General features: G+C 70.6%; 5 protein-coding genes and 1 tRNA gene. 5 read left to right on the plus strand and 1 reads right to left on the minus strand.

What is annotated here, in order from left to right; genetic code table 11:
- The first annotated feature begins 82 nt into the window (after nt 1-82).
- Together A6A06_RS07285 and A6A06_RS07290 are read left to right on the plus strand one after the other, a co-directional pair.
- The gene (locus tag A6A06_RS07285; RefSeq protein WP_073760272.1) at nt 83-769 is read left to right on the plus strand and encodes a DegT/DnrJ/EryC1/StrS family aminotransferase; all 687 of its coding nucleotides are present in this window, start codon (nt 83-85) and stop codon (nt 767-769) included.
- 99 nt (nt 770-868) lie between these two features.
- Nucleotides 869-944, plus strand: a tRNA-Thr gene (locus tag A6A06_RS07290).
- 83 nt (nt 945-1027) lie between these two features.
- Here the strand turns inward: A6A06_RS07290 and A6A06_RS07295 are convergent.
- The gene (locus tag A6A06_RS07295) at nt 1028-3670 is read right to left on the minus strand and encodes a SpoIIE family protein phosphatase (RefSeq protein ID WP_242440619.1); all 2643 of its coding nucleotides are present in this window, start codon (nt 3668-3670) and stop codon (nt 1028-1030) included.
- A gap of 287 nt (nt 3671-3957) precedes the next feature.
- On the opposite strand from A6A06_RS07295, the gene A6A06_RS07300 reads away from it, so the two are divergent.
- From A6A06_RS07300 to A6A06_RS07310, 3 genes are all read left to right on the plus strand, one after another.
- A complete protein-coding gene (locus A6A06_RS07300) occupies nt 3958-9471 on the plus strand; it encodes a HAMP domain-containing protein (RefSeq protein ID WP_073760277.1) in 5514 nt (1837 codons plus the stop codon).
- A gap of 253 nt (nt 9472-9724) precedes the next feature.
- Nucleotides 9725-10384: a response regulator gene (locus tag A6A06_RS07305; RefSeq protein ID WP_073760279.1), complete on the plus strand. Its 660-nt coding sequence runs from the start codon at nt 9725-9727 to the stop codon at nt 10382-10384.
- Between the two features lie 236 nt (nt 10385-10620).
- Nucleotides 10621-13431 (plus strand): DNA translocase FtsK, encoded by a 2811-nt coding sequence (locus A6A06_RS07310; protein WP_199930741.1) that lies wholly within the window; start codon nt 10621-10623, stop codon nt 13429-13431.
- Nucleotides 13432-13594: the final 163 nt, after the last annotated feature.

The raw sequence follows: 13594 nt of genomic DNA on the forward strand, positions 1-13594 counted from the left end.
TCAGGGACCGGAGCTTTTTTGTTCTCATGGTGCAGTCCGCCGCGTTACTTCATGTTCACTTCATGTGGTCAGTATCCGCGGTATGGGGACAGTGGGAACGCTCAGGTCGGCCGGTGTCCGCGAAGGCGACGAGGTGGTGGTGCCGGCGTACGGCAACTCCGAGGTCGCCGAGGCAGTCGTGGAGCTGGGTGCGCTGCCGGTCTACGCCGATGTGGACGCGGACAGCCTCTGCCTCGACCCGGCCGCGGTGGCCGACGCGGTCACGCCGCGGACGGCCGCGGTCGTCGCCGTACACCGCTTTGGCCGGCCGGCGGACCTGGGCTGGATCCGCGAGACAGGGCGGCGGCACGGCCTGCTCGTGGTGGCCGCCGACGAACCCGGTGCCGAGGGGGCGGACCGGGACGGCGTGCGGCGTCGGCAGCATCGCGCCGCCTACCTGGACGGGCGGCTGACCGGCGTACTGACGCCGCATGCCGTCGCGGGTCACACGTACGAGCAGTACGTCGTGCGGGTGCCGGGGAACGGCAGGCCGGACCGGGACGCCTTCGCGCGTGCCCTGCGGTCGCGCGGCGTCACGTGCAAGGTGCCCGTACAGGCGCCCGTGTACCGGCTGCCGGCGCTGCGGCGGGACGTGTTCCTGCCGCAGACCGAGCGGGCCGTGGACGAGACGCTGGCGCTGCCGGTGCGTGCCGAGCTGTCGCGGCGCGAGCTGCAAAGGATGGCCGCTGCCTGCAACGCACTCGGCGGACTGCTGCAGCCGGCGTTCTGAAAATCCCTTTTGCGGGGGAGTGCGGATGCACTCTTCGGGGTGAGCGGGACGCGATTCGGTTTACCGGCCTCGTTCGGGTAAGGTTTATCCCGTTGCCGCGCCCCAATAGCTCAGTCGGCAGAGCGTCTCCATGGTAAGGAGAAGGTCTACGGTTCGATTCCGTATTGGGGCTCCACGGTAAAAGGCCCCCGCCAGATGGCGGGGGCCTTTTCGCATTCCCGGGAAAGATTCAGGGGGAAGGCCCGGCGGGCCCCCGGGTCACGCGGTGAGCGGGACCTCGGGGACACGCATGGCGAGGATGGCCATGTCGTCGGACGCCGGTTCGGCGGCGAAACGCTCCACCGCGCGCAGGATGCGGGCGGCCACGGCACCGGCGGTCAGGCCCGTACAGGTCGTCAGGACGTCCGTGAGCCCGTCGTCGCCCAGCATCCGGGTGCCCTCACGGCGCTCCGTGACGCCGTCGGTGACACACAGCAGGACATCGCCCGGATCGAGCGTGACGGTCTGCTCGTACAGCTCCAGGTCGTCCATGACGCCCAGCAGGGGCTGCGGCTCGGCCGCGGGCTCGACCGTGCCGTCCTGGCGCAGGCGCAGCGGCAGCGGATGACCGGCGCAGACGACCTTCAGGACGGCGCTGCCGTCGCGCTGCGGCCACAGCTCGCCGTACAGCAGCGTCAGGAAGCGGCTGCGGGCGCCCTCGTCGAGGATCGCGGCGTTCAGGCGCTCCAGGACGGCGGGGCCGCCGAAGCCCTCACGGGCGAGCAGGCGCAGCGCGTGCCGGGCCAGGCCGGTGACCGCGGCGGCCTCCGGGCCCGTACCGCAGACGTCGCCGATGGCGAAGCCGTACGCGCCGTCGCGGATGGGGAAGAGGTCGTAGAAGTCACCGCCGACCTCGTTGCCCTCGCCGGCCGCGCGGTAGATGACCTCGACCTCGACGCCGGGCACCTCGGGCAGCTCAGGGGGCAGCAGGCTGCGCTGGAGGGACTGGCTGATGGCCGTGCGCTCCGAATACAGGCGCGCGTTGTCCAGGGCGAGCGCGGCGCGCCGGGAGAGGTCCTCGGCGAGTTCCAGGATCTCCTGGCGGAAGTGCTCCTCGCTGGGTTTGCCGAGGGTGAGCATCCCGATGACGCGGTTGCGGGCGACCAGGGGCAGCACGACGGTCTCGCCGCCGACCGCCGAGGCGGTCGCGAGGGTGGCGCCGGGGCCCGTGGAGGGGCGGGCCGAGTTGCCCAGGCCGAGGCTGCGCAGGGAGGTCCGCAGGGCCGCGTCGTGGGCGGCGTCGGTGGGCGCGTTCCACAGCCGGGCGCCGGGCGTGGGCACCGGCTCCGGCGGGTCGACCTTCATCAGGAGCGACTTGAGGCCGTCGATGCGGTCCTCGTCCTCGTGCAGCACGTAGGACAGCTCCGGCTCGGACGCCTGGTCGGCGACGGTGTACACGGCGCACCAGGTGGCCAGGGTGGGGACCGTCATCTGGGCCATCAGGGCCAGCGTCTGGTCCCGGTCGAGGGTGCCGGCGAGCAGGTCGGAGGCCTCGACGAGGAAGGAGAGGGAGCCGCGGCGCAGCCGTTCCAGTTCGGTCAGGCGGGCCCGCTCGACGGCCAGCGCGATGCGGTCGGCGGCGAACTGGAGGCGCAGGGCCTCCTCGTTCGTGTAGCGGCCGGGGGCTTCGGCGGCGACGCCCAGGGAGCCGGTCAGGCGGCCCTCGACCTTCAGGGGGACCGTGACGACCGAGCGCATGCCCGTGCCGGAGAGCAGCGGGACGGCGCCGGGGACGGCCGTCAGATCCTCGTGGACGGCCGGCATACGGGCGGAGCCGTAGCGGCCGGAGCCCGCCTCGACCGGGACCCGGGCGAAGCGCTGGCGGGCCGAGGGCAGGCCGGTGGAGGCCCGTACCTCCAGTTCGGTCTCGTCGTCGGTGGCCAGCAGGAGGTACGCGGCGTCGCCGTCGAGCATGTCGCGGGCGCGTTCGACGGTGCGCTGGAGCAGGCCGTCCAGGTCGTCGGGGGCCGGCGAGCCGATGAAGACCTCGAACGGGTCGGCGGGGCCGCGGCCCTCGGGCGGCTGGGCGGCCGTGTCCGGGGCGGGGGTGCGCAGCGGGCTCTGCAGGATGGCGCGCTCATGGTCGCGCACCAGGAGGCAGACCGTGTACGGCTCGCCGTCGGCGTCGCGGACGCGCAGGTGGGAGGCGTAGACCGGGACGACGCGGCCGTCGGCGCCCCGTATTCCGTACGAGCCTTCCCAGCGGGAGAGCAGCAGCGCCTCGGCGATGCCGGTGCCGGTGCCGGGGGTGTGCGGCCAGGCGGCGAAGTCGGTGAGCGGCTTGCCGACGACCTGCTCGGGGTCGTACGCGAAGAGGTCCCGCGCGTCCTCGTTCCAGAAGCTGATGCAGCCGCCGCGGTCGATCTGGACGACGGCGACGCGGGCCCGGCTGTCGGCGACGGGCAGGGCGTCCACGGGCAGGGCGGGGCCCGCCGAGCGGGTGCCGGCCGGGCGTTCGGGCAGGTCGAGCTGGAACCAGACGTGCTTTTGCGAGGCGGTGTACTCCACGCCCCAGCGGCTGGCCAGCGCGCCGCACAGCAGGAGCCCGCGGCCGCCCTCGCGATCCGGATGGGCGAATGCGCGGCCGGTGTTCTGGAGGGGGATCTCACGCTCCGGATAGCGGTCCGCGACTTCGATGCGTACGCCACCGTCCGTGCGCAGGCACAGTACGTCGGCGGCGGTGCCCGCGTGGACGACGGCGTTGGTGACCAGTTCGCTGGTCAGGACGACGGCGTCGTCGACGATGTCGCCGTAGCCCCAGCCCTGGAGGGTGTCGCGCACAAAGGCGCGGGCGGTGGCGACCGAGCGGCCGACCGGCTCGAACGTGGCAGCGGCCCGCGCGGTGATCACTGGTCTCCTCATGCGTGTGTCGGTGATCTGCTCTCCCACCATGGCGGCGCCCCTCCGAAAGCCTGGTGTGCTCGCCCACTGCCCGTGCTGGACGGCCAGGGCGGGTGGACAGCCGGATGCCAGGTTACTTACCTTCGCCGCGCGTGCGGATGCCGGTCACGTGTGTTTCCGCCCCGATCGTGCTCGGGACGGTATGCGATGCTGCCGAACTGTTATGGCCTGGTTGGGGCATGGTGAAACACTGGGCAAGCTCAAAGAGAAGGCCCGGTTAGAACGGTCGACCCTGCGGGAGGGACACGGTGGAGTCTGGCGCAGCGGCGCGGGGCACGAGCACGCGCGCGAAAGGCGGACGTTCCCGGAGCAACGGGACGACTGAGGTGGATACGGCTGCGCTGAACCGGCTGCTGGCTGCTCTCGTCTCGATGCGGGACGGGAATTTCCGTAAGCGGCTGACGGTCTCCGGCGACGGAGTGATGTCGGAGATCGCCGCTGTTTACAACGAGGTGGCGGATCGCAATCTGCACCTGACGGGAGAGCTGGCGCGGGTGCGCCGGGTCGTCGGACGTGAGGGAAAACTCACGGAACGGCTGGAGTCGGGAGCCTGCGAGGGCTCCTGGACGGCGGCCATCGACGCGTCCAACGCCCTGGTCGACGATCTCGTACGACCGGTGTCCGAGGTGGGCCGGGTGCTCTCCGCGGTGTCCGAGGGCGACCTCGAACAGCGGATGGACCTGCGCTCGCGCGGCACGGACGGGACCTCGGCGCATCCGCTGCGCGGGGAGTTCCTGAAGGTGGGCCGTACGGTCAACGGCCTGGTGGACCAGTTGTCGGCGTTCACCGACGAGGTGACGCGGGTCGCCAGCGAGGTCGGTACGGAGGGCAAGCTGGGCGGGCAGGCGCGGGTGCGCGGCATGTCCGGTTCCTGGAAGGACCTGACCGAGTCCGTCAACACGATGGCGTCCCGGCTGACGGCGCAGGTGCGGGACATCGCGCTCGTCACCACCGCCGTCGCGAAGGGCGACCTGTCACGCAAGGTGACCGTCCATGTCGCCGGTGAGATGCTGGAGCTGAAGAACACCGTCAACACGATGGTGGACCAGCTCTCCTCCTTCGCCTCCGAGGTGACCCGCGTGGCGCGCGAGGTCGGCACGGAGGGTGAGCTGGGCGGCCAGGCCCAGGTACCGGGTGTCGCGGGGGTCTGGAAGGACCTCACGGACTCCGTCAATCTGATGGCCGGCAACCTCACCGCGCAGGTGCGCGGCATCGCCCAGGTGACGACGGCGGTGGCCAACGGCGATCTGTCGCAGAAGGTCACCGTCAGCGCGCGCGGCGAGGTCGCGCAGCTCGCCGACACGATCAACACGATGACCGAGACGCTGCGCACGTTCGCGGACGAGGTCACGCGGGTCGCCAACGAGGTCGGGGCCGAGGGCCAGCTCGGCGGGCAGGCGCAGGTGCCGGGCGCCGCGGGTACGTGGAAGGACCTCACCGACTCGGTGAACAACGCCTTCCGCAACCTGACGGGTCAGGTCCGTGACATCGCGCAGGTGACGACGGCGGTCGCCAACGGTGACCTGTCCCAGAAGATCACCGTCGATGTCGCGGGCGAGATGCTGGAGCTGAAGAACACCGTCAACACGATGGTCGACCAGCTCTCCTCGTTCGGCGCCGAGGTCACGCGGGTCGCGCGGGAGATCGGCGTGGAGGGCGAGCTCGGCGGCCAGGCCGCGGTGCCGGGCGCCGCGGGAACGTGGAAGGACCTCACGGACTCCGTCAACACGGCCTTCCGCAACCTCACCGGCCAGGTGCGCAACATCGCGCAGGTGACGACGGCGGTCGCCAACGGCGATCTGTCGCAGAAGGTCACCGTCGACGTCTCCGGCGAGATGCTCCAGCTGAAGAACACCGTGAACACGATGGTGGACCAGCTGTCCTCGTTCGCCGACCAGGTCACGCGGATGGCGCGGGACGTGGGCACGGAGGGCCGGCTGGGCGGTCAGGCCCGGGTGGACGGCGTCAGCGGTACGTGGAAGGAACTGACCGACTCCGTCAACTTCATGGCGGGCAACCTGACGTCCCAGGTGCGGCAGATCGCGCAGGTGACGACGGCGGTCGCGCGCGGTGACCTGTCGCAGAAGATCGACGTGGACGCGCGCGGCGAGATCCTGGAGCTGAAGAACACCATCAACACGATGGTCGACCAGCTCTCGGCCTTCGCGGAGCAGGTCACCAGAGTGGCCCGCGAGGTCGGTACGGACGGCAGGCTCGGCGGACAGGCGCAGGTGCCCGGCGTCGCGGGCGTCTGGCGCGATCTGACCGACTCGGTGAACGGCATGGCCGGCAACCTGACCGCCCAGGTCCGCAACATCGCGCAGGTCGCGACGGCGGTCGCGCGCGGCGACCTGTCGCAGAAGATCGACGTGGACGCCCGGGGCGAGATCCTGGAGCTGAAGAACACCCTCAACACCATGGTCGACCAGCTCGGCTCGTTCGCCGACCAGGTGACGCGGGTGGCCCGCGAGGTCGGCACCGAGGGCATCCTCGGCGGCCAGGCCGAGGTGCAGGGCGTCAGCGGTACGTGGAAGGACCTCACGCAGTCCGTCAACTTCATGGCGAACAACCTGACGTCCCAGGTGCGCAGCATCGGCGAGGTGACCACCGCGGTCGCGCGCGGTGACCTGTCCAAGAAGATCACCGTCGATGCCAAGGGCGAGATCCTCGAACTGGTCACCACCGTGAACACGATGGTCGACCAGCTGTCCCTGTTCGCCGAACAGGTGCTGCGCGTCGCCCGTGAGGTGGGCACCGAGGGCCAGCTCGGCGGCCAGGCCAGGGTGCCCGGCGTCACCGGCATCTGGAAGGACCTGAGCGACAACGTCAACCTGATGGCCAACAACCTGACCATCCAGGTGCGCAACATCTCCCAGGTCTCGGCGGCGGTCGCCAACGGCGACCTGACCAAGAAGGTCACGGTCGAGGCGCGCGGCGAGGTCGCGCAGCTCGCCGACACGGTCAACACCATGGTCACCACGCTGTCGTCGTTCGCCGACGAGGTCACCAGGGTGGCCCGTGAGGTGGGCACCGACGGCATCCTGGGCGGCCAGGCCCGCGTACCCGGCGTCGCCGGTACGTGGAAGGACCTGACCGAGTCGGTGAACTCGATGGCCAACAACCTGACCGGCCAGGTGCGCAACATCGCGATGGTCACCACGGCCATCGCCAAGGGCGACCTCACCAAGAAGATCGACATCGATGCGCGGGGCGAGATCCTGGCCCTGAAGACGACCATCAACACGATGGTCGACCAGCTGTCGTCCTTCGCCGAGCAGGTCACCCGGGTGGCCCGCGAGGTGGGCACCGACGGTCAGCTGGGCGGCCAGGCCCAGGTGCGCGGGGTAGCCGGCACCTGGAAGGACCTGACGGAGTCGGTGAACGAGATGGCGGGCAACCTGACCCGCCAGGTGCGCGCGATTGCCGCCGTCGCCGCCGCGGTGACCCTGGGCGACCACAACGTCCGGATCGACGTGGACGCGGCGGGCGAGATCCTGGAGCTCCAGGACAACGTCAACACCATGATCGCCACGCTCCGTGAGACCACCCTCGCCAACGAGGAGCAGGACTGGCTCAAGGGCAACCTGGCCCGGATCTCCGGCCTGATGCAGGGCCGCCGCGACCTCAAGGACGTGGCGACGCTCATCATGAGCGAGCTGTCCCCGGCGGTCTCGGCGCAGCACGGCGCGTTCTTCCTCGCCGCGCAGCCCGGCGACAGCAGGGAGATCGGTTCGGACGGCGGGGAGCCGGGCGTCTACGAGCTGCGGCTGATGGGCTCGTACGGCTACTCGATGGGCACCATGCCGACGACGTTCCGGCCGGGGGAGACCCTGATCGGCACGGCGGCCGAGGAGAAGCGCACGATCCTGGTGGAGAACGTGCCCTCCGGCTATCTGAAGATCGCCTCCGGGCTCGGTGAGGCACCGCCGGCGAATGTGATCGTGCTGCCGGTGCTCTTCGAGGACAAGGTGCTCGGCGTGATCGAGCTGGCCTCCTTCCAGCCGTTCACCCAGATCCAGAAGGACTTCCTCAGCCAGATCGCCGAGATGATCGCGACCAGCGTCAACACCATCTCCGTCAATACCAAGACCGAGGTGCTGCTCAAGCAGTCCCAGGAGCTGACCGAACAACTCAAGGAGCGTTCGGGTGAGTTGGAGAGCCGCCAGAAGGCGCTGGAGCTGTCCAACTCCGAACTGGAGGAGAAGGCCGAGCAGCTGCGCGCGCAGAACCGCGACATCGAGGTGAAGAACACCGAGATCGAGGAGGCGCGGCAGGTTCTGGAGGAGCGCGCCGAGCAGCTGGCCGTTTCGATGCGCTACAAGTCGGAATTCCTGGCGAACATGTCGCACGAACTGCGTACGCCGCTGAACTCGCTGCTGATCCTCGCCAAGTTGCTCGCCGACAACGCGGAGGGGAATCTCTCCCCGAAGCAGGTCGAATTCTCCGAGACCATTCACGGCGCCGGTTCCGACCTGCTCCAGCTGATCAACGACATCCTGGACCTGTCGAAGGTCGAGGCCGGCAAGATGGACGTCAGCCCGACGCGTATCGCGCTGGTCCAGCTCGTCGACTACGTCGAAGCAACGTTCCGGCCGCTGACCGCGGAGAAGGGACTCGACTTCTCCGTACGGGTCTCCCCGGAACTGCCCGCCACGCTGCACACCGACGAGCAGCGGCTGCTCCAGGTGCTGCGCAACCTGCTGGCCAACGCGGTGAAGTTCACCGACAGCGGCGCTGTGGAGCTGGTCATCCGGCCGGCCGGTGACGACGTGCCGGCGGACATCCGCGAGCACCTGCTGGAGCACGGCGCGCTGCGCGAGCCGGACGCCGACATGATCGCGTTCTCGGTGACGGACACCGGCATCGGCATCGCGTCCAGCAAGATGCGGGTGATCTTCGAGGCGTTCAAGCAGGCGGACGGCACCACCAGCCGCAAGTACGGCGGTACCGGCCTGGGCCTGTCCATCAGCCGGGAGATCGCGCGGCTGCTCGGCGGCGAGATCCACGCCGCCAGTGAGCCGGGCCGCGGCTCGACCTTCACGCTCTACCTGCCGCACAACCCGGGCGGGCTGCCGCCGCAGGGCTACCCGCAACTGGTCGCGGGCGGGCTCGCGATGGACGCCGAGGCGCGGGACGCGGAGATCGGCCGGGCGGCCGCCGAGGAGGCCGCGCAGGCCGGCGTCGTGCAGTCCCGGGGCAGCGGGCCGGGGCCCAACCACCGGCGCCGTCGCCCGGTCGCCGCTGCGGGGCCGCGGCCCGCGCTGCCGGCCGCGCCCACGCCGCCGCCGGCACCGCAGCCGGTCGAGGCGCCTTCGCAGACGCCCGCCGAGGAGCCCTGGATCGGCAACGGCCAGGACCTGGTGTCGTCCGGTTTCGACGGCGGTTTCCACGGCGAGAAGGTGCTGATCGTCGACGACGACATCCGCAACGTGTTCGCGCTCACCAGCGTGCTGGAGCAGAACGGGCTGTCCGTGCTGTACGCGGAGAACGGCCGGGAGGGCATCGAGGTCCTGGAGCAGCACGACGACGTGGTGCTCGTCCTGATGGACATCATGATGCCGGAGATGGACGGCTACGCGACCACGGCCGCGATCCGGCGGATGCCGCAGTTCGCCGGGCTGCCGATCATCGCGCTGACCGCGAAGGCGATGAAGGGCGACCGGGAGAAGAGCATCGAGTCCGGGGCGTCCGACTACGTGACCAAGCCGGTGGACACCGACCACCTGCTGACGGTGATGGAGCAATGGATGCGCACGCGGTGACACGTTCGTCAAATGAGGCTCGTAAGGTTCCCCGCATGTTGACTCAGTGTGGCCGGCCACGTGTGGGAGAGCGGTATTCGGGGAACCTTCTGGTCTCTCACTGCGTTTGTGCTACGTACACAGTGACATCGCGGTGACAGGGTGTGGCGACAGGCGGGGTGCGGCTACGATGACCGGCACAAGGACGGGCGGCATGACAGAGCCGTCCCCTGGGGCGGCGTCCGGTTCATTGCCGGGGCGAGGAGGACGGGCCATGGTGCAGAAGGCCAAGATCCTCCTGGTCGATGACCGGCCGGAGAATCTGCTGGCGCTGGAGGCGATCCTCTCGGCGCTCGATCAGACGCTGGTGCGGGCATCGTCCGGGGAGGAAGCGCTCAAGGCACTGCTCACCGACGATTTCGCGGTGATTCTGCTCGATGTGCAGATGCCGGGGATGGACGGATTCGAGACGGCCGCGCACATCAAGCGGCGCGAGCGCACACGCGACATCCCGATCATCTTCCTGACCGCCATCAACCACGGCCCGCACCACACCTTCCGTGGTTACGCGGCGGGAGCGGTCGACTACATCTCCAAGCCGTTCGACCCGTGGGTGCTGCGCGCCAAGGTCTCGGTCTTCGTCGAGCTGTACATGAAGAACTGTCAACTGCGGGAGCAGGCGACACTGCTGCGGCTCCAGCTGGAGAGCGGCCGGGCCGCCGCGGACGAGGCCAAGGAGCCCGCCGGGCTGCTCGCCGAGCTGTCCGCCCGGCTCGCCGCCGTGGAGGAGCAGGCCGAGGCGCTCTCCAAGCAGCTGGACGAGTCGGCGGACGCGGCGGCCATCGCGACGGCGGCGCATCTGGAGCGCAAGCTCACCGGACTGCGGCGGGCGCTGGACGCCCTGGAGCCCGGCACGGGCACCGGCGCTTCCTAGGTACGCCCCGCGCGGCGCCGACAGGCGCTCCAGCGGCCCGCTGGGCGGCTTGCGGGCCGTCGCGGTGGCATCCGGTGCCATCCGGTGCCCGGCGCGGCCTGACGTGCCATCATGAGCCGTGTGTACGGCCGGTGTCGTGAGCCGTCGGCGTGAAGTGTCCGACGCGGTGCGCGACACGGATGGGTGAAGGCCCGAGCGCTCGTGTCACTGTGGCCGTCGCCTGTAATCTCGTCACCATGGCCTCACGTACGTCCGGCAAGGGTTCCCAGAGCACGGCGGGCCCCTCGAAGCAGCGCGCCGGACAGTCCGGGGGCGCCGCCAAGAAGGCTGCCGCGAAGAAAGCACCGGCGAAGAAGGCGTCGGCTCCGGCCAAGAGGGCGCCCGCCAAGAAGACCGCCCCCGCCAAGCGCGCACCGGCGAAGAAGGCAGCCGCCAAGAAGGCGCCGCCGAGACCCGCGCCGTCGCCCACCGGCGGTGTCTACCGCCTGGTCCGGGCCTGCTGGCTCGGTGTGGCGCACGGCGTCGGCGCGATGTTCCGCGGCGTCGGGCGCGGCGCGAAGAACCTGGACCCCGCGCACCGCAAGGACGGGCTGTCGCTGCTGCTGCTCGGACTCGCCCTGGTCATCGCGGCCGGCACCTGGTCCAACCTCAGCGGCCCGGTCGGCGACCTGGTCGAGCTGCTGATCACCGGCGCCTTCGGCCGCCTGGACCTGGTCGTGCCGATACTGCTCGGCGGCATCGCGCTGCGCCTGATCCGGCACCCGGAGAAGCCCGAGGCCAACGGGCGGATCGTGATCGGCCTGTCCGCCCTGGTCGTCGGCATCCTCGGACAGGTCGCCATGGCCTGCGGGTCGCCCGGCCGGGGCGACGGCATAGCGGCCATGCAGGACGCCGGGGGCTACGTCGGCTGGGTCGCGTCCAAACCGCTGATCTTCACCGTCGGCCAGACCCTGGCGGTGGCGCTGCTGGTGCTGCTCACCGTCTTCGGCCTGCTGGTCGTCACCGCCACGCCGGTCAACGCCATCCCGCAGCGGCTGCGGCTGCTCGGCGCCCGGCTGGGCCTCGTCGAGGTGTACGAGCCCGAGCCGGTGGCCGTGGAGCCCGAGGAGTACGCCGAGGACTGGCGCGACCGGTCCGGGCGGGGCGCGCGGCGCGCCGCCGGGCAGGAGCCCGCGGACGACCCGGACGCCATAGAGGAGGCGGCGCTGGCCAAGCGCCGCCGCGGGCGCCGTACGCCTCTGCAGCCCGCCGACCGGCCCATGGACGCGGTGGACGTCGCCGCCGCGGCCGCCGCCTCGCTGGACGGCGCCGTCCTGCACGGCGTCCAGCCGTCCCCGCTGGTCGCCGACCTCAGCAGCAGCATCTCCGGCGAGCGCCGCGACGGTGAACGCCGCGACGGCGAGCGGTCCGCCGCCGGGCGGCAGCCGGACAGCGGCTCGGTGCCGCCCGCACGGGGCGCGGGCCAGGGCAATGAGGACAAGCAGTCGGGCCCGGTGCCGGACTTCACGAAGGCTGCGCCGGAACCGTCCGGCGAACTGCCCTCGCGGGCCGAGCAGCTGCTGCTGTCCAACGACATCACCTACTCCCTGCCGTCGCTGGACCTGCTCACCCGCGGCGGTCCGGGCAAGACCCGCAGCGCCGCCAACGACGCCGTCGTGGCGTCGCTGACCACCGTTTTCCAGGAGTTCAAGGTCGACGCGGCGGTCACCGGCTTCACCCGCGGCCCGACGGTCACCCGCTACGAGATCGAGCTGGGCCCCGCGGTCAAGGTCGAGAAGATCACCGCGCTGGCCAAGAACATCGCGTACGCCGTCGCCAGCCCGGACGTACGGATCATCAGCCCGATCCCCGGCAAGTCCGCGGTCGGCATCGAGATCCCCAACAGCGACCGGGAGATGGTCAACCTCGGCGACGTGCTGCGCTCGGCGGAGTCGGTGGAGGACAGCCACCCGCTGCTGGTCGGGCTCGGCAAGGACGTCGAGGGCGGGTACGTCTCGGCCAACCTGGCGCGGATGCCGCACATCCTCGTCGCGGGCGCCACCGGCTCCGGCAAGTCGTCCTGCATCAACTGCCTGATCACCTCCGTGATGGCGCGGGCCACCCCCGACGAGGTGCGGATGGTGCTGGTCGACCCCAAGCGCGTCGAGCTGACGGCGTACGAGGGCATCCCGCACCTGATCACCCCCATCATCACCAACCCCAAGAAGGCCGCCGAGGCCCTGCAGTGGGTCGTGCGCGAGATGGACCTGCGCTACGACGACCTGGCGGCGTACGGCTACCGGCACATCGACGACTTCAACGCGGCGGTGCGCAGCGGCAAGGCGAAGCCGCCGGAGGGCAGCGAGCGCGACCTGTCGCCGTACCCGTACCTGCTGGTCATCGTGGACGAGCTGGCGGACCTGATGATGGTCGCGCCGCGGGACGTGGAGGACTCCATCGTCCGCATCACCCAGCTCGCGCGCGCCGCCGGCATCCACCTGGTGCTGGCCACCCAGCGCCCGTCGGTCGACGTGGTGACCGGCCTGATCAAGGCGAACGTGCCGTCCCGGCTGGCGTTCGCGACCTCCTCGCTCGCCGACAGCCGGGTCATCCTCGACCAGCCCGGCGCGGAGAAGCTCATCGGCAAGGGCGACAGCCTGTTCCTGCCGATGGGCGCGACCAAACCGGTGCGGATGCAGGGCGCGTTCGTACAGGAGGACGAGGTCCAGGAGGTCGTCCAGCACTGCAAGGACCAGATGGCGCCGGTCTTCCGGGACGACGTCACGGTCGGCACCGCCAAGAAGAAGGAGATCGACGAGGACATCGGCGACGACCTGGACCTGCTGTGCCAGGCGGCGGAGCTGGTGGTCTCCACCCAGTTCGGGTCCACGTCCATGCTCCAGCGGAAGCTGCGGGTGGGCTTCGCCAAGGCCGGCCGGCTGATGGACCTGATGGAGTCGCGCAACATCGTCGGGCCGAGCGAGGGGTCGAAGGCGCGCGACGTCATGGTCAAGCCCGACGAACTGGAGGGCGTACTGGCGGTCATTCGGGGGGAGACGCCTTCCTAGGGGCGTGCCGGGGCAGCGCCGATCACTCCTGGGGCCGTCGTGGCTGCTGCCCGCCCGTAGGGCGCCCTACGGGCGGCGCCTGTGGTGGCGAGGGCGGAAGCCCCGTAGCCGCGGAAGTCCAGTAGCCACGCTCCAGATTCACTCGTACGAGCGGTCCGAGGGA

Origin of the sequence: Streptomyces sp. CB02923 (assembly GCF_001905005.1) — a bacterium.
In the GTDB taxonomy this organism is placed as follows: Bacteria; Actinomycetota; Actinomycetes; order Streptomycetales; family Streptomycetaceae; genus Streptomyces.